This window comes from Campylobacter sp. BCW_4319, assembly GCF_001764435.1.
Classification (GTDB): Bacteria; Campylobacterota; Campylobacteria; order Campylobacterales; family Campylobacteraceae; genus Campylobacter_D; species Campylobacter_D jejuni.
Genome location: NZ_MKAQ01000008.1, coordinates 82,700 through 106,544 on the forward strand (window position 1 = coordinate 82,700; position 23,845 = coordinate 106,544).

The 23,845-nt window shown below is 30.0% G+C and carries 24 protein-coding genes; 7 read left to right on the plus strand and 17 right to left on the minus strand.

Annotation, left to right across the window (positions count from 1 at the left end):
• The first annotated feature begins 11 nt into the window (after positions 1-11).
• From AJN56_RS01950 to AJN56_RS01960, 3 genes are all read left to right on the plus strand, one after another.
• Positions 12-1,541: a peptide MFS transporter gene (locus tag AJN56_RS01950; protein ID WP_070246373.1), complete on the plus strand. Its 1,530-nt coding sequence runs from the start codon at positions 12-14 to the stop codon at positions 1,539-1,541.
• Positions 1,542-1,711: 170 nt separating this feature from the next.
• Positions 1,712-3,265: a peptide MFS transporter gene (locus tag AJN56_RS01955; protein ID WP_052806371.1), complete on the plus strand. Its 1,554-nt coding sequence runs from the start codon at positions 1,712-1,714 to the stop codon at positions 3,263-3,265.
• A gap of 15 nt (positions 3,266-3,280) precedes the next feature.
• The gene (locus AJN56_RS01960; RefSeq protein ID WP_002869352.1) at positions 3,281-5,071 is read left to right on the plus strand and encodes an aminopeptidase P family protein; all 1,791 of its coding nucleotides are present in this window, start codon (positions 3,281-3,283) and stop codon (positions 5,069-5,071) included.
• 120 nt (positions 5,072-5,191) lie between these two features.
• Here AJN56_RS01960 and mrdA read toward each other — a convergent pair whose 3' ends face one another.
• The 12 genes from mrdA to AJN56_RS02020 all read right to left on the minus strand — a co-directional run bounded on the left by mrdA (position 5,192) and on the right by AJN56_RS02020 (position 15,966).
• The gene (mrdA, locus tag AJN56_RS01965) at positions 5,192-6,997 is read right to left on the minus strand and encodes a penicillin-binding protein 2 (RefSeq protein WP_002857088.1); all 1,806 of its coding nucleotides are present in this window, start codon (positions 6,995-6,997) and stop codon (positions 5,192-5,194) included.
• On the minus strand, positions 6,998-7,492 hold the full coding sequence (locus tag AJN56_RS01970) for a membrane protein (RefSeq protein ID WP_002855248.1): 495 nt from the start codon (positions 7,490-7,492) through the stop codon (positions 6,998-7,000).
• Positions 7,489-8,085, minus strand: coding sequence for a ribosome biogenesis GTP-binding protein YihA/YsxC (gene yihA / locus AJN56_RS01975; protein WP_002869353.1), 597 nt, complete (start codon positions 8,083-8,085; stop codon positions 7,489-7,491). Before yihA ends, AJN56_RS01970 begins: the two co-directional genes overlap by 4 nt.
• On the minus strand, positions 8,082-8,543 hold the full coding sequence (locus AJN56_RS01980; protein WP_002852252.1) for an LptA/OstA family protein: 462 nt from the start codon (positions 8,541-8,543) through the stop codon (positions 8,082-8,084). The genes yihA and AJN56_RS01980 overlap by 4 nt, the downstream gene beginning before the upstream one ends.
• Positions 8,525-9,040, minus strand: coding sequence for a membrane protein (locus tag AJN56_RS01985; protein WP_002855039.1), 516 nt, complete (start codon positions 9,038-9,040; stop codon positions 8,525-8,527). The genes AJN56_RS01980 and AJN56_RS01985 overlap by 19 nt, the downstream gene beginning before the upstream one ends.
• Positions 9,031-9,519 (minus strand): HAD-IIIA family hydrolase, encoded by a 489-nt coding sequence (locus AJN56_RS01990; RefSeq protein WP_002855194.1) that lies wholly within the window; start codon positions 9,517-9,519, stop codon positions 9,031-9,033. Before AJN56_RS01990 ends, AJN56_RS01985 begins: the two co-directional genes overlap by 10 nt.
• Before the next feature lie 5 nt (positions 9,520-9,524).
• Positions 9,525-10,352: a septal ring lytic transglycosylase RlpA family protein gene (locus tag AJN56_RS01995; RefSeq protein ID WP_002852227.1), complete on the minus strand. Its 828-nt coding sequence runs from the start codon at positions 10,350-10,352 to the stop codon at positions 9,525-9,527.
• The gene (locus AJN56_RS02000; protein WP_002852087.1) at positions 10,312-11,430 is read right to left on the minus strand and encodes a lytic transglycosylase domain-containing protein; all 1,119 of its coding nucleotides are present in this window, start codon (positions 11,428-11,430) and stop codon (positions 10,312-10,314) included. Before AJN56_RS02000 ends, AJN56_RS01995 begins: the two co-directional genes overlap by 41 nt.
• Positions 11,430-12,245: a TatD family hydrolase gene (locus AJN56_RS02005; protein ID WP_002856820.1), complete on the minus strand. Its 816-nt coding sequence runs from the start codon at positions 12,243-12,245 to the stop codon at positions 11,430-11,432. The genes AJN56_RS02000 and AJN56_RS02005 overlap by 1 nt, the downstream gene beginning before the upstream one ends.
• A complete protein-coding gene (gene cbrR / locus AJN56_RS02010; protein WP_002852330.1) occupies positions 12,236-13,480 on the minus strand; it encodes a bile resistance response regulator CbrR in 1,245 nt (414 codons plus the stop codon). The genes AJN56_RS02005 and cbrR overlap by 10 nt, the downstream gene beginning before the upstream one ends.
• 102 nt (positions 13,481-13,582) lie before the next feature.
• Complete coding sequence (locus tag AJN56_RS02015) at positions 13,583-15,106, minus strand: AAA family ATPase (RefSeq protein WP_002856955.1); 1,524 nt, start codon at positions 15,104-15,106, stop codon at positions 13,583-13,585.
• A complete protein-coding gene (locus tag AJN56_RS02020; RefSeq protein ID WP_002855276.1) occupies positions 15,106-15,966 on the minus strand; it encodes an NAD(+) kinase in 861 nt (286 codons plus the stop codon). Before AJN56_RS02020 ends, AJN56_RS02015 begins: the two co-directional genes overlap by 1 nt.
• Before the next feature lie 90 nt (positions 15,967-16,056).
• Between AJN56_RS02020 and aspS the strand changes: the two genes are divergently transcribed.
• From aspS to msrA, 4 genes are read left to right on the plus strand one after another with little or no spacing between them, the layout of a single operon-like run.
• Positions 16,057-17,808: an aspartate--tRNA ligase gene (gene aspS, locus AJN56_RS02025; protein WP_002854803.1), complete on the plus strand. Its 1,752-nt coding sequence runs from the start codon at positions 16,057-16,059 to the stop codon at positions 17,806-17,808.
• Positions 17,805-18,383 (plus strand): adenylate kinase, encoded by a 579-nt coding sequence (locus AJN56_RS02030; RefSeq protein WP_002855137.1) that lies wholly within the window; start codon positions 17,805-17,807, stop codon positions 18,381-18,383. The genes aspS and AJN56_RS02030 overlap by 4 nt, the downstream gene beginning before the upstream one ends.
• A gap of 9 nt (positions 18,384-18,392) precedes the next feature.
• Positions 18,393-18,911: an inorganic diphosphatase gene (gene ppa / locus AJN56_RS02035; protein WP_002855031.1), complete on the plus strand. Its 519-nt coding sequence runs from the start codon at positions 18,393-18,395 to the stop codon at positions 18,909-18,911.
• A 40-nt stretch (positions 18,912-18,951) separates the two neighbouring features.
• Positions 18,952-19,449: a peptide-methionine (S)-S-oxide reductase MsrA gene (msrA, locus tag AJN56_RS02040; protein ID WP_002855174.1), complete on the plus strand. Its 498-nt coding sequence runs from the start codon at positions 18,952-18,954 to the stop codon at positions 19,447-19,449.
• A gap of 175 nt (positions 19,450-19,624) precedes the next feature.
• Here msrA and AJN56_RS02045 read toward each other — a convergent pair whose 3' ends face one another.
• Genes AJN56_RS02045 through ilvC form a run of 5 tightly spaced genes read right to left on the minus strand, consistent with a single transcriptional unit; the run spans position 19,625 to position 23,744 of the window.
• Entirely contained in the window at positions 19,625-20,464 is an 840-nt protein-coding gene (locus tag AJN56_RS02045) for an RsmB/NOP family class I SAM-dependent RNA methyltransferase (protein WP_011812724.1), read from the minus strand.
• 28 nt (positions 20,465-20,492) lie between these two features.
• On the minus strand, positions 20,493-20,876 hold the full coding sequence (ruvX, locus tag AJN56_RS02050) for a Holliday junction resolvase RuvX (protein ID WP_002869355.1): 384 nt from the start codon (positions 20,874-20,876) through the stop codon (positions 20,493-20,495).
• Positions 20,873-21,646 carry a DNA-processing protein DprA gene (locus AJN56_RS02055; RefSeq protein WP_002857196.1) on the minus strand — a complete coding sequence of 258 codons (774 nt, stop codon included), beginning with the start codon at positions 21,644-21,646 and terminating at the stop codon, positions 20,873-20,875. Before AJN56_RS02055 ends, ruvX begins: the two co-directional genes overlap by 4 nt.
• Positions 21,636-22,718: a divergent polysaccharide deacetylase family protein gene (locus AJN56_RS02060; protein ID WP_002869356.1), complete on the minus strand. Its 1,083-nt coding sequence runs from the start codon at positions 22,716-22,718 to the stop codon at positions 21,636-21,638. The genes AJN56_RS02055 and AJN56_RS02060 overlap by 11 nt, the downstream gene beginning before the upstream one ends.
• 3 nt (positions 22,719-22,721) lie before the next feature.
• Positions 22,722-23,744: a ketol-acid reductoisomerase gene (gene ilvC, locus AJN56_RS02065; protein ID WP_002857064.1), complete on the minus strand. Its 1,023-nt coding sequence runs from the start codon at positions 23,742-23,744 to the stop codon at positions 22,722-22,724.
• Positions 23,745-23,845 lie beyond the last annotated feature (101 nt).

Here is a 23,845-nt window from a genome sequence, read left to right on the forward strand (position 1 = left end):
GGTATTGGGAAGTGACTAAACAAGAAATACAAAAACTCGATACAAATTTCCTAGGTCATCCCAAGCCTTTATTCTCTCTATCAATGGTAGAACTTTGGGAAAGATTTGCTTTTTATGGCATACGATCTTTACTTGTGCTTTTCATGGCAACAACCATAAGCAAAGGTGGACTTGGAATAAGCACTGAATACGCCTCGGCAATTTATGGCATTTTTGCAGGATGCTTGTATTTAGCAGCACTTCCTGGAGGCTGGATTACTGATAATTATTTAGGGCAAAAAAAGGCTTTATTTCTAGGTTCTTTTATTATAGCTTTAGGACATATTAGCATAGCCTTATCTATTCTAAGCACACCTATATTTTTCCTAGGACTTACTTTTATCGTTATTGGTACTGGATTTTTTAAAACTAGTGCTTCTGTAACAGTTGGAATGTTATATAAACAAAATGATACAAGATGCGATACTGGCTATACGATTTTTTATATAGGAATTAACATTGGAGCATTCATTGCTCCTCTTATATGTGGTTTTATTCAAGCAAAATGGAATTATCATTTAGGATTTGGCATAGGAGGTTTAGGTATGCTAATCTCTTTGCTTATTTTATATTTTAAAGCTATCCCTGAACTTGAAGAATTTCATAAAAATTGTACTTTAAGGCAAAACTGGGAACAACCATTTAAAAAAAGTAAAAATTTAACTCTTATACTAAGTATAAGCTTGTTAAGTATTATTGGATTTTTTCTAATTTTTATTAATCTTGCAGATATTAATCCCATAATACTATCAAAAAAACTTCTAATTGTAATTTTACTATGTTTGGTAATTTATTTCATATATCTTTTTGTTTTTAAAACCTTAAATAAAAGAGAAAAACAGCAATTAACAATTTTAATTGTTTTATTCTTTGTAGCCACTTTTTTTTGGAGCACTTTTGAACAAAAACCTACCGCTTATAATCTTTTTGCGCAAGATTTTACAAATAGAAATATTTTTGATTGGAAAATTCCAACAAACTGGTTTCAATCTTTTAATCCAATTTTTATCATCATACTTGCTCCTATAGCAAGTTATATTTGGATATTTTTAGAGAAAAAAAATATATATTTTTCTTCCATTGGAAAATTTACTTTAGGAATATTATTTGCCGGCATTGGTTTTATGATGATGACCTTTGCTTCACAAAATCTAATAAACAACAATGGTTTGCCAATATCCATGGCTTGGATTATCATAAGTATATTCTTTTTAACACTTGGGGAATTATGCGTGTCTCCTGTTGGACTCTCTATAATGGCTAAGGTTGCCCCTGATTTAATCAAAAATCAAATCATGGGACTTTGGTTTGTAGCAAGTGCACTTGGAAATTTTGTTGCAGGACTTATAGGAGGAAATGTCAATATTAAAAACATCGATCAACTTCCTAATATTTTTGAACAATGCATGTGGATGCTTTTTGTTGTAGCGCTTTTACTTTTTATTGCTAAAAAACCAATTTATAAAATTCTTAACGAAAAAAATAAGCAATTATCTAACTAAACTTAAAATACAAAATACACCAAAGTTGAAAATTGATCTTAATATTTCTTTTTTTATATTTGCAAAAAAGTAACATTATGATATAAATCATTTAAAAATATTACAAAGTTATACATATTTTTTAATTTCTTGTCTATAATTTATAAATAAAAATACACAAAGGATATAAATTGAGTAAAAATGTAAAAAATTTAGATACTTCATTTTTTGGACATCCAAAACCACTTTTATCTCTTTCACTTACTGAGCTTTGGGAAAGATTTTCTTTTTACGGAATTCGCCCCTTGCTTTACCTTTTTATGATAGCAAGTTTTGAAAAAAGCGGAATGAACTTAAAACCTGAAGAAGCAAGTGCAATTATGGGAATTTTTGCAAGTTGTTTATATCTTGCTGCTTTGCCAGGTGGATGGCTTGCGGATAATTACTTAGGACAAAAAAGAGCAATTTTACTAGGTGCTTTAACTATAGCATTTGGACATTTGTGCATAGCCTTTTCTTATTTTAACAATAAAATGATTTTTGTTGGTATGGTTTTTTTGGTTATAGGTACAGGACTTTTTAAAACTTGTGCTTCTGTAATGGTTGGAATGCTTTATAAAAAAAATGATGCAAGGCGTGACTCTGGTTTTACTCTTTTTTATATGTGCTTTAATTTTGGTGCTTTTGTAGCTCCTTTAATTTGCGGCTTTTTACAAAAAGAATACGGATGGCATTTTGGTTTTGGTGCAGGTGGGATTGGTATGCTTTTAGCGGTAATTATTTTCTACCTAAAAACTATGCCTGATTTAAAAGAATTTGATGAAAAAGTTGGCATAGACTCTACTTGGGATAGACCAAGCAAAAAAAGCAAAAACGCATTTTACATCATCATTGTATCAGGTATTGTTTTGCTTGGAGCAATATTTTTAATCCTTGGTGGTTTTATAAAATTAGATGCACAAGTTATTAATAAAAATATTATTTTAACTATCTTAGCTTGTGCTGGAATTTATTTTTTATATCTTTTCGCTTTTACTTCTTTAAAAATAGAAGAAAAAAGAAATTTAATTATTTTTATTGTTTTATTTTTAGCGGCTGCGTTATTTTGGTCAGTATATGAGCAACAATACACTTCTTTTAATTTTTTTGCAGAAAAATTAACAGATAAAACCATATTAAATTATGAAATTCCTACAATATGGTTTCAATCTCTTGGAGGTTTATTTGTTATACTTTTTGCACCTTTTAGTACTTTTATATGGACTATATGTGCCAAAAATAATAAAGAAATTTCATCTATTATTAAATTTGCATTAGGACTTTTGGGTGCAGCTTTGGCATTTTTAATAATGGCTTTAGCTTCAAATCATGCAATTAGTTTAAATGGCGATGCTAATACATTAAGAGAAAATTTAGAAAATTCATCACAAATTATTTTAGTTTCACCTTGGTGGCTTGTCAGTAGCTTTTTGCTTATGGTTTTAGGAGAGCTTTGCCTTTCCCCTGTGGGACTTTCTATAATGACAAAAATTGCACCTAATTTAATTAAATCTCAAGTCATGGGACTTTGGTTTGTAGCAAGTGCATTAGGCAATGCTTTAGCTGGATTCATAGGTGGTAAAGCAAGTGAAGAAAATATAGCTTATTTGCCAAATTTATTTTACCAATGTATGTGGATATTACTTGGTGCTGTTATAATTTTACTTATACTCAAAAAACCTATCAATAAAATACTAAAAAATTAATATTAAGGAGAAAATATGAGTATTTACAAACAAAGAGTATTAGAACTTAGAAGATTAATGAAAGAAAATAATATTGACGCCTATCTCATCTTAAGCGCGGATCCGCATTTGAGCGAATATTTACCAGAATATTACAAAAACAGAGTCTTTATCAGTGGCTTTAAGGGTTCTGTTGGAACAGTTCTTATCACACAAGAAGAGGGCTTTTTGTGGGTAGATGGAAGATATTGGCTTCAAGCACAAAAGGAATTAGAAGGTAGTGGCATACTTTTACAAAAGCAAGATGCTAAAAATACTTTTACCAAATGGTTGGAAAAAAATTTAAGCGAAGATCAAATTTTAGGCATCGATTTTGCACTTTTACCTTTATCTTTGCAAAAAGATTTAAAGATTAATTGCAAGGCAAATTTAAAACATATAGATTTGATAAGTCCACTTTGGAAAGATCGTCCCACTTTACCACAAGAAAAAATTTATGAACACGAACTAGAATACTGCTCTTACTCAAGAAAAGAAAAATTAGCATTAGTGCGTCAAAAAATGAAAAATTTAAATGCTACTTCTCATTTAATCTCCAGCCTTGATGATATAGCTTGGCTTACAAATTTAAGAGGGAATGATGTAAATTATAATCCTGTATTTTTAAGTCATTTGCTAATCTTGGAAGACAAAGCTTTGCTTTTTGTTGATCAGAAAAAAGTAAATTCAGAACTTGAAAAAAAATTAAATTTAGATGGGTTTTGGCTTAAAAATTATGATGAAATCATCATGGAGCTTGAAAAACTTGCAAATACAAATTTGCTTATTGAACCTTCAAAAATGACCGCTTTACTCATAAATTCTTTAGATAAAAGCGTAAAAATCATTCAAGAAATTAATCCAAGCACTCACTTAAAAGCAGTTAAAAATACAAAAGAAATAGCGCATATACAAGATGCTATGATAGAAGATGGAGTGGCTTTATGTAAATTTTTTGCATGGCTTGAAGAAGCGATAGAAAATAAAGAATTAATAAGCGAATTAGACATAGATGCTAAAGCAAGCGAATTTAGAGCACAAAGCAAGCACTACATAAGTGATAGTTTTGCCACTATAGCAGGCTTTAACGAAAACGCAGCATATCCACATTATAAAGCCACAAAAGAGAGTTTTGCTTATCTTAAAAAAGATGGGCTTTTACTTATTGATTCTGGTGGACAATATAAAAACGGCACAACAGATATTACACGCGTTGTACCAATAGGAAAGGCTAATGCAGAACAAATTCATGACTATACCTTGGTTTTAAAAGCACATATTGCCATTTCCAGTGCAATTTTTCCAAAAGATATAGCTATGCCCTTACTTGATGCAATTACACGCGCACCTTTATGGAAAGAACAAATTGACTATATACACGGCACAGGACATGGCGTGGGATATTTTTTAAATGTCCATGAAGGTCCACAAGTTTTATCTTATCTATCCCCTGTGCTTGAAAAAACAAAAGTCAAAGAAGGTATGCTAACCTCCATAGAGCCAGGTATTTATAAAGTAGGTAAATGGGGTATAAGACTTGAAAATTTAGTTATTCATACCAAAGTAGAAAATCCTAAAAATAAAGATTTTGGAGAGTTTTTATACTTTAAACCTGTTACTCTTTGTCCTTTTGAAATATCTTGTATTGATACAAAAATGTTAGATGAAAAAGAAAAAGAATGGTTAAACAATTATCACAAAGAAGTATTTGAAAAACTTTCTCCTAAGCTAGGTGATTATCCAAAAGCTCTAGTTTGGCTTGAAAAAAGAACAAAAGCCATCTTTTAAGATACTTTTGTTAACATAGATAAATTTTCCTTGTATTAAACTTATAATTTGTTTAATACAAGGTTTTTAAACCAATTGCTAAAAAAGTTTTTTTTGAAAAACTCAATTTACAACTAAAAATTATTTAAAATATCCAAGTTCAATCATTTTTTGATAAATTTTAGCTACAGTTGCCCCTGAAGTAATATTTCTCCCACCATGTTCCAAAAGAACGGTAACTACATATTTTGGCTTAGAATAAGGAGCATAAGAAGTAAGCCACGCATGAGATCTAGTATAATACTCAAATTGTTTTTCATCGACCCTATTTTTATCTGTTTGTGAAAATCCCACAACCTGAGCAGTTCCTGTTTTTGCTGCAACTTTCACATCAAGATTATGCAAATAACGATAAGAGGTTCCTCCTTGCTCATTAGCAACAGCATACATTGCATCTCTTATATAAGGCAATTGACTCTTTTCAAATAAAGTAAAAATTTCTTTTTTATTTTCATCCATTTGATTTTCTATAGTTGTATTATTATTTTCTATGCTTTTTAAAAAATGAGGTATAACCTCTCCACCTTTTGCGATTTGAGCCGTATATCTAGCAATTTGCATAGGTGTTGCCAGAAAATTACCTTGACCTATAGCTGTATTTAAAGTATCACCTTGAAACCAAGATTGTCTATATCTTTGCATCTTCCATTCTTTACTTGGTAAAGTTCCTACAAATTCACTAGGTAAATCTACCCCTGTTTTCGCTCCAAAGCCAATGCGAGATAAAGTTTCACTTATTTGATCGATTCCAACTTGCAAACTGCCATTATAAAAATAAACATCACAACTATATTTTATCGCATGTTTTAAATCCACAGGTCCATGGCCCGATCGATTCCAACATCTAAAAAACCTGCCTCCAAGCTCAATGCTTCCATTGCAAACATATTGAGTCGACGGGCTAATATTTTTAGAATTTAAAAAAGAAAGCCCTACTCCCATTTTTACAACAGAACCTGGAGGATAATATCCATTTATAAGTTTATTTGTAAAAGGATGATCAAGACTATTTGAAAGCTCATCCCAATCCTTAAAAGAAATCCCTGTTACAAAAGGATTAAGATCATATTCAGGGAAACTCCCTGCAGCTAAAATAGATCCATCATTTACATTCATAATTATAGCAGCTCCAGCATTCCCTTCAAGCAATGAAGTTAAATAAGACTGAAGCTCTATATCTATCGTAAGTTCTATATCATTAGACATAGCAGGAGTGTAAGAAAGCTGTTCTACTTCTTGATTTAAGGCATTAACCTTATAAACCCTAGTTCCTTTTTCTCCTTGTAAAATATCATTATAATAGCGTTCTATACCGCTTTTTCCCGTATAGTTAGAAAGTTTTGCTATTTCATTTTCTTGAACATCTTGCAAATTTGCCTTACCTACATACCCAATAATATGCGAAGCCAATTTTCCAAAAGGATATTTTCTTTTTACAACAGGATCTATTTTTATTGTTTTATTAAGATTTAACTCTGAATAATGCGGAATAATCTCATCGTAGGGTATAAAATCTACAACTTTAATAAAATCTTGATTATAGTAAGAATCATTTCTCTTATAAATTTCTGCTAATTTACTAGCATTTAAATCGGGAAATAAATTTGTAAGTTCAGATAATTCTTTATCTAAAATTCCTTTATTTGACTTTTTAATACTTAAATAAGGTTTAATAGAAATACTAAAACCCAAATCATTAATAGCCAATAAAGTTCCATTTCTATCTGTAATTTGACCCCTAACAGGTGGTAAAAATTCAATTTTTATGGCATTTTGTTTGGCAAGTTCTTCATAATATACATTTGATTTTATACTCAAATAATACACACGACTTAATAAAAATATAAAAAACAATAGTATAAATCCAACAACTAAACGCATTCTCATTTAAATTTTACCTTTAAAAAACACATAAGCTAAACAACATTCTATAAAAACTGAAACAATATACGCCCATCCTAAAATTTTAATTTTTTCATCTCCAATATAAGACAATATCATATCCAAAAACAAAATAATGCCGTAAGCACAAAGCACAAAAACAACAGGGATAAATTTACCAATTTTTAAATTTGTCTTAATCCAATCTGCACAAAGATAATAAAAAATAAAAAATGCCAACCAAGATGAAAAAATAAAAAAATTATAAGTTATATCAGTAAAAAATAAAAAAAATAAAGAAAAATACCATCTAAAATCAAGCTTTGAAAAAGTTCTTTCTCTCTCTTCTAGTAAGCAAAACATATAACAGAAAAAAATCCCATAAAGTAACGGAGCATATATAAAAGTCGAACCAAGAATCTGATAGATTAGAAAAAAAAATCCTAAAAAGACATAAGCTCCATTAAATTTTGCTTTATAAGCACTTAAATTTCTTCTCATTTATCAAGACCTAAAGTTTGATTGATAATAATATCTTCTAAAGAATCAAGGCCAAATTTATTCAAATTTGAAACTAAAATAGAGTCTTTAAATTCATTTTTTAACTTAGCTTTTTCACTTTGATTTAATTTATCGCATTTGGTAAAAACTTTTAAAATTTTTTGATCAGGTCGTAAAAATCTTTTCAAATAGTCATTTAAATTTACATCGATCTCTAAATGAGTATGTCTTGAATCGATTAAATGTATAAATAACTTTATCGAGGTTCTTAATTTTAAAAATTCATCTAAGTTTTGATTCCATATTTCTTTTAAATTTTTAGAAACCTTTGCATAACCAAACCCTGGCAAATCGATAAAATTGATATTAAATTTTTCTTCATTTCTTTTGCAAGTTACTTCGAAAAAATTTATAAGCTGAGTTTTTCCAGGAGTTGCCGAACTTTTGGCTAAATTTTTTTGTTTACACAAAGAATTGATTAAAGAACTTTTTCCGACATTAGAACGCCCCAAAAATGCTACTTCGCTAAAATTTGAGCTCAAATTCTCATCAAATTTCACTAAAGAAGTGATAAATTTAGCACCAATTATCATTTGTCTTTAAGATCAAATACAAAACGAGCAGGTTTTTGATCCTTGCTCTCTACTCGATAAATATTAGCTTTTCTATCGACTATTATTTTATCACCAAAAAGTTTTTGATTGCTTCCAAGCTCATTTATATAAGCATGACCATTAATCTCGTAAGTATCTTTAATAACATTATAAATAAATTTATCTCCACTACCTTTATAAGTTTTACCTTTTAAAACAATCTTAAACCTAGCGTTTTGCATTGCTTCATAACGAATAGGTTTGCGATTTTTATCCGTATAAATAATCAATTTTTCAGAATTTAAAATATCATCACCCCTAATTACTTCTACATTTCCACTAAGAATACTTTCACCCTTATTTTCATCTGAGTAAAAATTTAAAGCTTTTACTTCAATTTGAGTTGCCCAAGTTACACTTACACAAACTAACAATAAAATTATTTGTCTTGCAACCACGCGTTTACTCCTTGGATATTTAAAATTTTGTTTTTTACATCATAGTTTAAAGTATTTCCGTTAATAATACTTCCATTGATCAGAGCTTTAAAATTAGTATTTGTGTGTAAAATTTTATCCTTAGGTTGGTATTCTACCTCTTGAGAAATAATTTTGACATTATTAGAACCTATATAAGTAACATTTCCTTCAAACAAAACCTTGCTCATATCTTTATTGAAAAACTCTAAACGATTCGCGCTAAGATTAAAATCTAAATTTAAAGTAATAAAATCATTAAATTCATCTCTATCTGCATATCTCACCCAAGAATTTGCCTTATAATATGCCTTAATTATACTAGTATTACTCTCATAAGCTTTCAAATTTTTAGCCTCAATATTTTTAAAATTTAAAGCATTAGTTTGCAAATTCAAAGAATACGGATCTTGCAAACTTAAAATCGTAAAAGTAATTGTAAAAAGAGCAATTAAAATTCCAAAAATTTTTATAGCCAAAGCTTATTCCATTCTTCTTCTAGATGATTTTTTTCTACTAAAATTTCTATCATCTGTGCTACAGCAGCCTTACCACCTTTTTTGCTAAGCACTATGTCTACATTTAAATCTTTATGACCATCTTTTGGCTTAAAACTAAGTCCTACACTTTCAAGCAAAGCCTTATCGTTAAAATAGTCTCCAATAGCCGCACACTGAGAAAAATCTAAATTAAGTTTTTGTAAAATTTCTTTTGCACAAGCTAACTTATCCTTGATACCTTGATATAAAATTTTTATTTTTAAATCTTTAGCTCTTTTTTCAACACAAGGACAATTTCTACCTGTAATAATAGCAATTTTTTTACCAAGCTTTAGCCAAGCCTCGATAGCCGCTCCATCTTTTACATCAAATTCTTTAATAAATTCTCCATTAGAAGTATAAATAATCTTCCCATCAGTTAAACAGCCATCTACATCCAAAAAAATCAATTCTGTCATAATTTCTACTCTCTTACAACAAATGCACCTGCAAATGCACCACTTGCAGCAAAATCCCTTGCTTCATCTTCACTTCTAAAGCCTGTTAAGAAAACGCGATTTAACCCATCCACTGAGCTTGTGCGTATAGTAGAGCTATAAGTTCTATAAGTTTTATATCTTGCTGCTATCGTTTGTGCTCCAGCTGGGTTTTTAAAGGCTCCAATTTGAACCATGAAATTTCCACCTTCATAAATTTGTCCATTATTTGCAATCTCTCCACTATTTCCATAGTTTACATTAGAATGTACAATATTATTACCCGAATTACTTGATCCAAACCCTATAACCTCAAGCCTTACTGGAGCTGTTCCTGAAGCAATCATATCAATTTGACTAGCAGCTCCTTTTGATAAATCTATAATACGATTATTTACAAAAGGACCTCTATCATTCACACGAACGGTAACTTGACGATTGTTATTTAGATTGGTTACTTTTAAGATGGTATTCATAGGTAAAGTTTTATGAGCCGCGGTTAAAGCATTTTGATTATAGGTTTCGCCATTAGAGGTTTTCTTGCCGTGAAAGCCTGGCCCATACCAACTCGCAATACCATCAGCAGTTTCGCCTACTGCTACAACAGTAGGATAATAAGTTTTACCGTTGATAGTATAAGGCTTCATTGTTCCTTTAGTCCCTGAAGAACTAGGACTGCTTTTAAAATCATTTGAAGGATAATACACTTGAGCATTATCCAAGCTAGAAAAAAAACTAGTGCCTAAACAACCACTAAAAAATAAAGCCCCTAGACTAACGGCTGACAACTTTAGTGTAATTGTTTTTATTTGCATTTTTATTCTCCTTGATTGGTATAATTAATTTTTGATTAATGCTAAGATGATTTTTTGCTATTTTATTGAATTCTCGAATTTCATCAACACTTATATTATAATTTTTTGCTATTTTATATAAAGAGTCACCAGACTTAACGGTATAAGTTCTTGTCATAGGTATAGTTGTATCAACCTTCGCAAGTTTTTCTGCTTTAAAATTTTTATCAAAAAATGCTACTTTATTAAGTGGTATATACATATAATACCCTTTACCAGGAGGCGTAAAATTATGTTTAAATTGTGGATTATATTTCTTAAAGGTTGCAAGATCCATATTTAAATTTTTAGCTATTTCTTTTAAAGATGCAGAAGAAGGCACATCAACTTTTGCAAATTCATTGCTTAAAGCATAATTCATTAAAGACGCATCTTTATCTAGTAAAAAATCCCTATCATTAGCTAAAAAAGCAAGCGTTAAAATCTTTCTTATAAAATTTCTAGTTTCTAAAGAAAGATATTTCTTATCAGGGTTCAATAAAACACTTAAATCATCACTTCCTGCTTGCTTGATAGCTTGTCTTAGCTTGCCATTTCCGCAATTATAAGCTAAAAGTGCTAAATACCATTTGCCAAATTCTTCTTTTAACTCTTTTAAATAATTTGTAGCGGCATAAGTTGACTTGACCGGATCACGCCTTTCATCAACATAAGCATCGATTCTTAAACCCAAATTTCTAGCTGTTGGTTGCATAAATTGCCAAACCCCTACAGCCTTGGCATTAGAAACACTATGAGTTTTCAAGCCTGATTCAACCATAGCTAGATACAAAATCTCATCAGGAACTTCCTGCTGGGCTAAAATTTTTCTTATCATAGGAGTAACTTTTGAAAAATTTTGCATACTATCTATTAAAGTTTGAGCATGTTTTGATTTTATATCTTGTTGAGTTTGCACAAAAATCAAATCACTAATAAAACTTGGATTAATATCTAAATTTCTTAAAACATTCATTTGTCTTTCATAAAATTCAGGAGTATTAATTTGCGCAAAAAGAAAATTAAAACATATTAAAAAACACAATAAAATTTTTTTCATTAATAACCTTTAAAAAATAATTTTTCAGAATTGTTAAAACAAATTTCTAGAAGCTCTTTTCTTGATAAATTCAATACTTCACACATTTTGTTTGCTACAAATTGAGTTAACAAAGGTTCATTTCTTTTACCACGATAAGGCTCTGGAGTAAGATATGGAGCATCAGTTTCAAGTAGTAGTTTATCTTTTGGAATTTTAGGCAAAATCTCAACTAATTTCTTAGCATTTTTAAAAGTTAAAACTCCCCCAATACCAAAATAAAATCCCTCTTCAAAAAGAGTTAGCAAATGTTCGCTTGCATTAAAGCAGTGTAAAACTCCTCCTACAAGATCCTTAGAATACCCATGTAAAATCTCATAAGTATCATGATTTGCTTCTCTTGAGTGAATGATAACAGGTTTTTTAAATTCAATAGCAAGCTCAAGCTGTGCAATAAAAATCTTTTTTTGATTTTCTTTTTCTTTTTGAATTTCTTCAGCAAGATCACTTTTAAAACGGAAATAATCAAGCCCACATTCACCTACAGCTACACACTTTTCATCGCATAAATACTGTCTTAAAATTTTCTCATCATAATTATCAATTTCATAAGGATGCACCCCTGCTGCAAAAAAAATATTTTTATATTTATGAGCAATTGTAGCTGCATAAGGCAAGTCTTTTATATCAGCACCAGGTATGATGATTTTCTCTATACCATTTTTAAAAGCACGATTTAAAGTTTCATCTAAATCATCTTTAAATGCTTCACTGTCTAGATGGCAATGCGTATCAACAATCCTTAAACCATCTTGAAAATCAAGATTTAAGAACATACTTCAACTCTATCCTTGCCATTATCTTTTGCTTGAGACAATATTTTACTTGCTTTATCAACCAAAGAATCAATCTTATCTCCACTTTTTCCAAAAACCACGCCTATAGAAGCTGTAAAAAAGACTTCATCTAAATTAACTAAAACACCAGCTTTTTTTATATTTACTCGTATACGAGAAAAGATTTTAATCGCTCTTTCTTGGGATATATTTTTAAGTAAAATACAAATTTTTTCTGCACTATATCTACCTACAAGATCTCTTCCTTTAGTTTCATTAACTATTTCATTGGCGCAGATTTTAATTACTTCATCACCAACTTCACGGCCGTATTCATCGTTAATCATTTGAAGATTATCTATATCTAAGAAAGCAAAAGCAAATTCCTCGTCTTTTGTTGCTATTTCGTTAAAATAATCATCTATTCCATCGATTAAAGCATTATAATTTTTAACCCCAGATACAGGATCTAAAACATTATAAGTGCTTAAAAATTTTTTATCATCCATGTAAGATAAACAACGATCTAAGCGACAATTAAAACTTTCTTTGCTTAAAGGCTTAAACAAATACTCATTAACTCCATTTTTAAAAGAATTCGCTTCAAATGAATCATTATGATCCCCCAAAAGAATCACACCTAATTCATCATCACTAAAACGTTCTCTTACTTGAGTCAAAAGCTCAAAACCACTAATTACTGGCATATTGACATCTGCTATAATAAGCTTAACATCATTATTATCATTTAAATAACTCATTGCTTCTTCACCATGAGCTGCAGCTAAAACATTAAATTGTCTTTGAGTAAGTATTTTTTTAATTTCATTACGTTCAGGTAGCTTGCTCATAGCTAAAATCACTTTAGTTTTTGCATATTGATTAAGTTTTACAATAGAACTAATAATCTCATCAATGCAAGTTTCACTTTCTTTAAAAATATAATCTAATATATCTTTATCCATAAATTTTTCTTTAGTAGCCTTATCACCACTAGCCGTAAGAACAATAGCAGGAATTTTCTTTTCTATAACATAATCCACAACTTCACCATTTGGGGCATCTGGCAAACATAAATCCACAAAAGCTAAAAAATAATCATTATTCATTAATTCCTTAGCTTCGGCAAAACCAAAAGCAATATCTACCTCATAATCTAAAGTCATTTGAATTTTTTTAGCTAAAAGTTTGCCGAGCATTTTATTGTCATCAATAATTAAAATTTTCTTATTCATAGTGTGTAAAATACCTTTATATCTAAAATTTTTAATATATTTGTTTCAAAGAAAGGAAATTTTATAGTTATATATTCTAACATAGTAAAATAAAAAATCCGCTTAATCCTTAAACAAGGTCTTAGCAAATTCGATTGCTTCATCACTAACAAGCTCTCCACTTACCATCCTAGCAAGCTCTTTAATTCTTTCTTCTTGATCAAGCTTTTTTACCTTGCTTTCTTCGCCATTTTTTTCAACTAAAAAATGATTATGCGCCTTAGAGGAAAGTTGAGGCAAATGAGAAATAGCAAAAATTTGATAAAACTTAGAAAGCTCCTCTAAAACCTTGGCTATACTCATAGCCTCTTTTCCGCTTAAATTTGCATCGATTTCATCTAAAAATAATATCCCTTTGCCTGCATTTAAAATTTTACATTCTGTGGCTATAAAAGCAAGTCTTAAGCGATTTAATTCACCCGAACTTAAATTTTTTAAATGAGCTAAATTAATATCTAGCATCATCTCATCTTTGCCTAAAATTGAAATTTTTTCATTTTCTTTAAGTGTCAAACTTGCGTCTTTCATATAAAGATCTTTAAGATAATTATTTAAACATTTTTCTAATTTTTTAAGGTTTTTCTTTCTTGTTTGAGTTAAAATTTGTGCTTTTTCTTCTAATTTTTGTTTTAATTCTTGAAATTTTTTTTCAAGTTCTTTTTTTTCAAAACTTAAATTTTCATAATGTTCTAGTTCATGTTTCTTTTGCTTTAAAACTTCTAAAGCATTTTCTATGCTTTCATAACGCTTGATGAGATAGGATAAATTTTCAATGCGATCTAAAAGCGTCTCCACATCAAAATCCAAATCTTCCATTTTTTGATTTTCACAAATCACGCGTAATTCATTTAAACATTCACTAAAAAAACTTGCATCAACTTCGCTTAAATTTAAAGCTTCAATAACAACTTTTTCAAGCTCAAAAATACGCTCTGCCTTACTCCAAGCTTCTTCTAATTTATCTTTTTTAGAAAGCTTTTTTTTAAGTATTAAAAGCTCTTCATACTCACCTATTTTAGGATTAATGCTTGAAATTTTTTCAATTTGCACTCTAGCTAATTCTTTTAATTCTTCTACTTTTTTTTCTTCTTCTAAAATTGCATTAAGCTCATTAGAAATTTGACTATAAGCATTAAAATCTTTTTTAAAATCTTCTAAAAAGGAAATAAAATTTGTATTTTCTTGCATTTCTAAGGCATCTAAGAGATTTAAAAATTTTTCATTTCCAAATTCGTTATTTTCCTTTGCGCTTAAATACTTAATAAAAGTTTTACTTAAATTTTGCAAACTTTTTTTCGCTATGCTTTGATTGTTAATAAAATATTTTGTGTTTTTTTCTTTTAAAAGCTTAAAAACATTCTCCTCTTCGCTTTCTATGCCAAAACTTTCTAAATCTAACTTATCATCTAGTTCTATTTCGACAATTTTAGCCTCACTTTCACTCAAAGAAAATGCGGATAAAATTCCTTTAAACAAAACTGATTTTCCAGCTCCACTTAGGCCTGTAAAAACGGTAAGCCCTTTAGAAATTTCAAGCTCAGCCTTTTTAAAACCAAGATTTTCTTTCATAAAAATTCTATTTATCATCAATTTCCCCAGTGTAATTTTTCTTTTAAAATTTGAAAATAATCCCTATTTTTTGGGTGAATTAAAGCCACATTTTTATCACTTAAACCCACTTTTATACTTTTAAAATCATTCATTTTATAATTTTCTTGCCCATCAATACAAAGTATGCAATCCTTTGCCATAATCTCTATTTCAAAACCTTTTGGCAAAACAATAGGGCGTTGTGTTAAAGAATGAGAACAAACAGGAGTTAAGATAAAAGCTTGAGCTAAAGTATAAACTATGGGCCCATTTGCACTTAAATTATAAGCTGTTGAACCCGCAGGAGTTGCAACAATAAGCCCATCTCCAAAATATTCATTAAATTTCTTTTCTTTTCTAAAAACTTCTATATGAGCCATAGAAGCTTGATTGTTTTTACTGATGACCACATCGTTAAAAGCTAATTTTTCTAAAATTTTTCCTTGCTTATCTTCTAAAAAAACACTTAACAAATAAGGCTTTTCTATTCTAAATTCTCCTTGAAAAAAAGCTTGAAAAAAATTTTCAGCTTCATCAACTTTAAAATCTGTTAAAAAACCTAAATGTCCAGCATGAATTCCTAAAACTGCTTTATCATATTCACAAGCTTTACGACATAAAGAAATCAAAGTTCCATCTCCACCTAAAGAAATAACAAAATCAGATATTTTAAACAAATCATCCAATCCATACTTTGGCAAATCTAAAATTTCAGAACTTTCTTTAAACAATACAAGCTCAACTTTATATATAGATAAAATCGATTGAAGTTTTAAAATTTCCTTATCTAAACTCACATTGGGTCGTGTAACAAGTCCGATTGTTTTAATATTTTTATGATCTATTTTATTTTGCATAAAAAATTATATCAAATCTTAGCAAAGCAAAAGAATAAAAATACTATAATTTTGCTCATTATCTTAAAAAATCTTTTTCAAGGAATAAATTTGCGAAGTCATTATAATACAGACTTGGGAATTTCCCATGTTGGTCAAAGCGTTAAACTTTGCGGTTGGGTAAATAGCTACCGCGATCATGGTGGAGTTATTTTTATAGATTTAAGAGATAGAAGTGGTATTATCCAACTTGTTTGCGATCCAAATGATAGCAAAGAAGCTCATGAAATCGCTTCCAATGCAAGAAATGAATTTGTACTTATTGCAGAAGGTGCTATTCGTCCGCGTGGCGAAGGACTTGTAAATCCTAAATTAAAAACAGGAGAAATCGAAGTAGTTGTTTCTAAACTTACCATAGAAAATGAAAGTGCCGTACCTCCTTTTGCTATCGCTGATGAAAGTGTAAATGAAGAATTACGCTTAAAATATCGCTTTTTAGATTTAAGAAATCCTAAACTTTATGAAAATTTTGCCTTGCGTTCTAAAGCTTGTATAGCAGCTAGAAATTCTTTGGCAAATATGGGATTTTTAGAAGTTGAAACCCCTATTCTTACCAAAGCTACTCCCGAAGGTGCAAGAGATTATCTCGTGCCTTCTCGTGTGCATCAGGGTGAATTTTATGCTCTTCCACAAAGCCCTCAGCTTTTCAAACAACTTTTAATGTGTAGCGGTTTTGATCGTTATTTTCAAATCGCAAAATGTTTTAGAGATGAAGATTTAAGAGCTGATCGCCAACCTGAATTCACACAAATTGATGTTGAAATGAGTTTTTGCGAACAAAAAGATGTAATCAATGTAGCTGAAACTTTTTTAAAAGATATTTTCAAAGCTTGCGGCAAAGAAATTCAAACCCCTTTTAGACAAATGCAATACAAAGACGCTATGGAAAATTATGGCTCTGATAAGCCAGATTTAAGATTTGATCTTAAATTTATTGATGTGATTGATATTTTTGCTAAGTCAAATAATGAAATTTTTGCAAATATTGCCAAAGATACAAAGAAAAATCGCATCAAAGCCATACGCGTTCCAAAAGGCGATACTATTTTTTCAAAAAGACAAATGCAAAGATTTGAAGAATTTGTGCGTAAATTTGGTGCTCAAGGCTTAGCTTTTATACAAGTTAAAGAAGATGGGCTTAAAGGTCCACTTTGTAAATTCTTTAGCGAAGAAGATTTAAATGAGCTAAGCAAACGCTGTGAACTTGAAGTAGGAGATGTGGTATTTTTCGGTGCAGGAGCTAAAAAAACAGTGCTTGATTATATGGGAAGATTTAGAATTTTCTTAGCCAACGAGTTAAATCTTATAGATCCAAATGCCTTAGAATTCTTATGGGTTGTTGATTTTCCTATGTTTGAGCAAAATGATGATGGAAGTTATTCTGCGATGCACCATCCTTTTACCATGCCAAAAAATATCGATGAGACTGATTTAGAAGAAATTTCATCTATTGCTTATGATGTAGTGTTAAATGGCGTTGAGCTAGGTGGAGGTAGTATAAGAATCCATAAAAACGATATTCAACAAAAAGTATTTAAACTTTTAAATATCGATGAAGAACAACAAAAAGAAAAATTTGGTTTCTTGCTTGATGCTTTAAGTTTTGGTGCTCCACCACATGGAGGTATCGCTATAGGACTTGATAGACTCATCATGCTAGTTACAGGAGCAAACAGTATAAGAGAGGTTATAGCCTTTCCAAAAACCCAAAGAGCGCAATGCTTAATGACAGATGCACCATCGCCTGCTAGCAATGAAGCAATGAGAGAATTGGGAATCAAATTAAGGGAGAATATAAAATGAAAGAATTGTTTTTAATCATAGGTGCACCGGGTAGTGGAAAAACTACCGATGCTAGTTTAATCGCACAAGCAGATGCGACAAATATCACACACTATTCAACAGGAGATCTTTTAAGAGCTGAAGTAGCAAGTGGGAGTGAGCTTGGAAAAACTATAGATAGTTTTATATCCAAAGGCAATCTTGTTCCTTTAGATGTTGTTGTAAATACTATAGTTTGCGCACTAAAAGCTGCTCCAACTAAAACTATTATCATCGATGGCTATCCAAGAAGCGTAGAACAAATGATGGAATTTGACAAGGTTTTAAGTGAGCAAAATGAAATTTGTCTTAAAGGTGTTATAGAAGTAAGAGTAAGCGAAGAAGTTGCCAAAGAAAGAGTTTTAGGCAGAAATCGTGGTGCAGATGATAATGAAGAAGTGTTTTATAATAGAATGAAAGTTTATACAGAACCTTTAAATGAAATTTTAGATTTTTATCAAAAGAAAAAACTTCATTTTATTATCGATGGGGAACGCACTATCGAACCTATCGTTGCAGACATGAAAGAACTGATTAAAAAAATTCAAAGTATATAAGGAGAAAAAATGGATTTAAGCAAAATCAAAATCGGAGATATTCCAAATAAAATCAATGCCGTAATCGAAATTCCATACGGCTCAAGCATCAAATACGAAATCGATAAAGATAGTGGTGCTATCATGGTAGATCGCGTTATGGCTAGTGCGATGTTTTACCCAGCAAACTATGGTTTTATTGCCAATACTTTGGCTGATGATGGTGATCCTGTGGATATTTTAGTGCTTAATGAATATCCTATCCAAGCTGGAGCCGTGATTCCTTGTCGCTTAATTGGTGTTTTAATCATGGAAGATGAAAGCGGAATGGATGAAAAACTTCTTGCAGTTCCAAATTCAAAAATAGATGCAAGATATGACAATATAAAAACTTACACGGATTTACCACAAGCAACTTTAAATAAAATCAAAAATTTCTTTGAAACTTATAAAATTTTAGAGCCAAACAAATGGGTTAAAGTGCAAGATTTTAAAGATGAAAAAGCTGCAATTGAAATTTTAGAAAAAGCAATCAAAAACTACAAATAATCCTAGCCCTTCAAAGGGCTAAACTCAAGGAAAACTCGCAATGAAAAATATCGTTTTAGGTGGTGGTTGTTTTTGGTGTGTTGAAGCCGTATTTGAACGCCTAAAAGGTGTAATCGATACTGAAGTTGGATATAGCGGAGGAAATCCAAATCCTAGCTATGAAAGCGTGTGTAATGGTGATGGTAACATAGAAGTTGTCAAAATAAATTACGATGAAAAACAAATCTCTCTTCTTGAAATCTTAACACTCTTTTTTAAAATTCATGATCCAACAAGTATAGATAAACAAGGTGGAGATATTGGTATACAATATCGCTCAATAATCTTTTACGAAAATGAAGAAGATAAAATTTTAGCTCAAAATTTCATCGAAGAACAGCAAAAAATATTTAGCAAAAAAATAGTTACTAAAATTTCAAGATTGCAAACTTACTACAAAGCTGAAAACTATCATCAACATTATTTTATAAATAATCCCAATCAAGGATATTGTCAAGCTGTAATAGCTCCAAAACTGCAAAAAATACAATCAGACTAATTTCATCTTTTTAAGGTTAAAAAAATTTCAACTTTATTCACAGCCTTTTCACGCTGTGATTTTCTTTTCAAAGTACTTAAAAATAGAACTTTAAGCTTTAAAATAAAGAAAAAATTATTTATTGTTTTTTAAGTTTTTTTATGAATTTGTATTTAAATGTGAATAATTTTATTAATTAACATAATTTCCTAAGCTTAGCTATAAAAAATCCATCATAGTCTAAGCTTGGTAAAATCCGTCTACATTTTGAAATTTCAGCAAATTCTTCACTTTGCCCTGCTTTAGCCTCAACATTTTCCAAATCAATATCTAAAAGCTCTAATTTAAACTCGCTTTTTAAAGCATTCTCTATCACTTCTTCATTTTCTTCCTTGGTAAAGGTGCAAGTACTATATACAAGCTCTCCGCCTATTTTTAATGCCTTTAAAGCAGAATGTAGAAGTTTTTTTTGAGTTTTTGCAATATTTTTGATTTCTTTATAACTTTTTTCCAAATCAAAACCTATTTTAGCAAAAGTTGAACAAGGTGCATCAAGTAAAATTTTATCAAATTTTAAAGGACATAAATTGCCTATATTTTTACCATCTTTCATAAAAACTTTAGCATTCACGCCGTAATTTTTAAGATTTTTTTGCAAAATAAAAAATCTATCCCTACTCATCTCATTGCAAGCTAAATAACCTGTATTTTGCATAAAATTTGCAAGATTGATACTTTTGCCACCCGGAGCTGCACACATATCAAGAACACTTTGCCCTGCTTTGACCTCTAAATTTAAAGCACACAAATAAGAAGAATAATTTTGTATATAAAAGTGCGCCTCGTTAAAAGCTTTCATAGAGCTTAAGATGGCTTTATCTTTGGCGTCAAACAAATAACAATAAGCGTTGATCTTTTTAAATTTTAAATTTTGTTTTAAAAATTCTTTTTCTAATTCTTCAATGCTAGTTTTTAAAGTATTTGCAAATACACAAACATTTTTTTCTTGAGCAAAAGAAGATAAAATATTTTGCATTTCATCTTTAGTATAAAGTTTTTCTATTCTAGAGAGCAAAATAATCCTTTATCATGATAAAAGCGGATAAAGAGTCTAATTTACCATCTTTTTTGCGTGTATTGGCTACGCCGTATCCTAAAGCTTCTTTACTTGTTCCACTTTCATCTACAAAGCAAATTTCTTTATCAAATTCAAGCAAAGATACAAAATGCTTAATGCGTCTTGTCATTTCTTCTTCTCTTGATCCACCCTTAGGAATGCCTACAATGAGTAAAGAAATTTCATGTATTTTAAGTAAATTTTTGATTTCATTGGCAGCTTGATTGCGATTTTTTCTTAAAACTGCATCTAAAGGCAAAGCGATCTTTTTATCTACGCAAAGCGCTACACCTATGCGTTTTAAACCTACATCTAAAGCCAAAGCTCTCATACTAAAACCCTTATAAAAAGCCCTTCGATGGAAATTTTTCCCTCAAGTTCATATTCATAAACTTTTTGTCCATAAATTTTTAAAGCCTCATCAACACTCACACCTTTTTTACAAAACTCTAAAAACTCATCTTGATTTGTATCTATACTTGCAAACTCACTTACAAATTCTTTAAAATCACAAATTAACTTTGCTTTATTTTCCTTTAAAAGCAAATTAGTCCCTGTGCTTTCTCCTAGTCTTTGCGGTAAAACATATAAAGGTTTATTGAGTTCTAAAGCAAGTTTTGCACTTTGCATAGAACCACTTTTTATATCTGCTTGTGCAACCACAACGGCCTTGCTTAAAGCAATAACCAAACGATTTCTTAGTAAAAAATCATAATTTTTTGGCAAATAATCATCTTCGTATTCGCTTAAAGCTAAAGCATTTTCATAAATTTGTTTAATGATTTTTTCATTAGTTCTTGGATAAATTTGATCTAAACCATTGGCAAAAATACCTATAGTATTTGGCATAGCTGCTATACTTGCGGTGATATCCACACCCAAAGCACCACCACTTACCACACAAAGATGGGCATTTTTAAGCATGCTCGCTAAGGAAAAAACACAATTTTTCGTATAAACACTCATACGCCTTGAACCTATAATAGCGATTTTATCTTGTTTTAATAAAGATAAATTTCCTTTATAGTGTAATTTTTTAGGAGGTTTTTTTAAATCTTTAAAAAGTTCTAAAAATTCATCAGGCAAAATTTCACTTGCCATAAATTTCACTCAAATACACAAGATCAACGCCTTTTAACAAATCCTTACTTTGCTCTAAAGCTTTAAAAGTATTTTTCCTAGGATGTCCTATGGCTATAACAAAACCTTTTTTTTGTGCAAGTTTTACCGCACTTTCAAGTTGTTTTTTAACATAATTAACATCATCTTCATTATCCAAAAACACATCTCTTTGTATATAAGGCATACTGAGTTCTTTAGCGATTTTATTTGCCTTAGAATTTCCTATAGTTTTAGAATCTACAAAAAATATATTTTGATTTTTTAAAGCCTCGTAAAGCTTTCTCATAGCTTCTTCATTGCTTGTAAATAAACTTCCTGTGTGATTATTGATATATCTTAAATCCTTAAAATCTTTTTTAATTTGCTTGATTTTTTTAAAAATTCTTTCTTTGCTATCATTTGGATTTAAAGTATCAATTTCTGGTTTATTATAATTAATTGCTGCTAAAGGTAAATGCACCATATAAAAATCAAATTTTAAAGCAAGTTTTGGCGTTTCACTATGGTTTTTATCTGGCGGAAAAAAAGAAGGATTTAACTTTAAATTTAAAGCTTTTAAACCTCTAACCTGACTTGCATTTGCCATATCATCGATAATAATAGCAAGTTTTGGTTTTTTAGAAATTTTATTTAAATGAATATCTTCATCAAAAGTTAAATTTTGATCTTGGGTTAAATTTGTATCTTTTGGAATAAAATTTTGTTCTAAACTCTGATTTTGCTCTAAACTTAAATTCTGCTCCACACTGCTTAAATTTTGCTCATTTAAACTTGTATTTAAATCATCGATTTCTTGAATTTTTTGCTCTAAAATACTTACAGATTTATTATTATCAAACTCATTCTCTTGAAAAATACCAATTTCATAATGATCTTTATTTGATGAAATTAAATCTTCTTGTTTATCAATAAAATAATCCGGCTTAACAGAAAAAACATCTTGGGAATTTTGATATTTTACTAAAATTCCCAAAGCTAAAGCTATACAAAGTAAAAAAAGTATAGCTATGATTAAATAACGCTGAATTTGAACTAATTTTTTCTTTGACAATGTTTAATTCTTATCTTTATCTACTAATTTTTTAGCACTGATCCAAGGCATCATAGCACGCAAATTGCGCCCTGTTTTTTCTATCAAAGAATCATTCATATTTTTGCGTTCTGCATGCATTCTAGCAAAACCTGCACGGCGTTCTAAGATAAAATCTTTTGCAAAAACACCATTTTGTATATCTTTTAAAACACCTTTCATCGCTTTTTTAGTCTCTTCAGTAACAATCTTTGGTCCTGTAATATAATCGCCGTATTCTGCAGTATTTGAGATAGAATAACGCATATCTGCAATACCACCTTGATAAATCAAATCCACAATGAGTTTCATTTCATGCAAACACTCAAAATAAGCCATTTCGGGTTCATAACCTGCTTCAACCAAAGTCTCAAAACCTGCTTGAATCAAAGCACTAAGCCCACCACAAAGCACAGCTTGTTCACCAAAAAGATCTGTTTCTGTTTCGGCTTTAAAGGTTGTTTCTATAATACCTGTGCGTCCGCCCCCAATCGCACTTGCATAACTTAAGGCTAAATTTTTAGCATTTTTACTTTCATCTTGATGGATGGCTATTAAACAAGGAGTTCCACCTCCTAAAGTAAATTCATTTCTTACTGTGTGTCCTGGTGCTTTAGGTGCTATCATGATAACATCTATACCTTTTGGAGCAACAATTTGACCATAGTGGATATTAAAACCGTGCGCAAAAGCTATAGCCTTGCCTTCACTTAAATTTGGTTTTATTTCGACATTAAAAATATCTGCTTGAATTTCATCAGGAGCTAAAATCATAACCACATCTGCTGTCTTAGAAGCCTCGCTTACACTCATTACTTCAAAACCAGCATTTTTTGCTTTAACAGCACTTACACTACCTTCACGAAGTCCGATAATTACATTTACGCCATTATCTCTTAAATTCATCGCATGAGCGTGTCCTTGAGAGCCAAAGCCTATAATTGCTACTTTTTTTGATTTGATTAAATTTAAATCACAATCTTTATCATAATATACTGTAATAGCCATATTCACTCCTTAAAAATTCAAAAATTAAAGGTATTATTATAACAATTAAAGTATAAATTTCATATTTTTTTTATAAACTTTATGTAAGAATTTTACAAAAA

Excerpts from the sequence above, each read along its gene's own strand:
- AJN56_RS01960 (WP_002869352.1), top strand. The coding sequence starts at position 3,281 with ATGAGTATTTACAAACAAAGAGTATTAGAACTTAGAAGATTAATGAAA.
- mrdA (WP_002857088.1), bottom strand. The coding sequence starts at position 6,997 with ATGAGAATGCGTTTAGTTGTTGGATTTATACTATTGTTTTTTATATTT.
- AJN56_RS01970 (WP_002855248.1), bottom strand. The coding sequence starts at position 7,492 with ATGAGAAGAAATTTAAGTGCTTATAAAGCAAAATTTAATGGAGCTTAT.
- yihA (WP_002869353.1), bottom strand. The coding sequence starts at position 8,085 with ATGATAATTGGTGCTAAATTTATCACTTCTTTAGTGAAATTTGATGAG.
- AJN56_RS01990 (WP_002855194.1), bottom strand. The coding sequence starts at position 9,519 with ATGACAGAATTGATTTTTTTGGATGTAGATGGCTGTTTAACTGATGGG.
- AJN56_RS01995 (WP_002852227.1), bottom strand. The coding sequence starts at position 10,352 with ATGCAAATAAAAACAATTACACTAAAGTTGTCAGCCGTTAGTCTAGGG.
- AJN56_RS02000 (WP_002852087.1), bottom strand. The coding sequence starts at position 11,430 with ATGAAAAAAATTTTATTGTGTTTTTTAATATGTTTTAATTTTCTTTTT.
- AJN56_RS02005 (WP_002856820.1), bottom strand. The coding sequence starts at position 12,245 with ATGTTCTTAAATCTTGATTTTCAAGATGGTTTAAGGATTGTTGATACG.
- cbrR (WP_002852330.1), bottom strand. The coding sequence starts at position 13,480 with ATGAATAAGAAAATTTTAATTATTGATGACAATAAAATGCTCGGCAAA.
- AJN56_RS02015 (WP_002856955.1), bottom strand. The coding sequence starts at position 15,106 with ATGATAAATAGAATTTTTATGAAAGAAAATCTTGGTTTTAAAAAGGCT.
- AJN56_RS02020 (WP_002855276.1), bottom strand. The coding sequence starts at position 15,966 with ATGCAAAATAAAATAGATCATAAAAATATTAAAACAATCGGACTTGTT.
- AJN56_RS02030 (WP_002855137.1), top strand. The coding sequence starts at position 17,805 with ATGAAAGAATTGTTTTTAATCATAGGTGCACCGGGTAGTGGAAAAACT.
- ppa (WP_002855031.1), top strand. The coding sequence starts at position 18,393 with ATGGATTTAAGCAAAATCAAAATCGGAGATATTCCAAATAAAATCAAT.
- msrA (WP_002855174.1), top strand. The coding sequence starts at position 18,952 with ATGAAAAATATCGTTTTAGGTGGTGGTTGTTTTTGGTGTGTTGAAGCC.
- AJN56_RS02045 (WP_011812724.1), bottom strand. The coding sequence starts at position 20,464 with ATGCAAAATATTTTATCTTCTTTTGCTCAAGAAAAAAATGTTTGTGTA.
- ruvX (WP_002869355.1), bottom strand. The coding sequence starts at position 20,876 with ATGAGAGCTTTGGCTTTAGATGTAGGTTTAAAACGCATAGGTGTAGCG.
- AJN56_RS02055 (WP_002857196.1), bottom strand. The coding sequence starts at position 21,646 with ATGGCAAGTGAAATTTTGCCTGATGAATTTTTAGAACTTTTTAAAGAT.
- ilvC (WP_002857064.1), bottom strand. The coding sequence starts at position 23,744 with ATGGCTATTACAGTATATTATGATAAAGATTGTGATTTAAATTTAATC.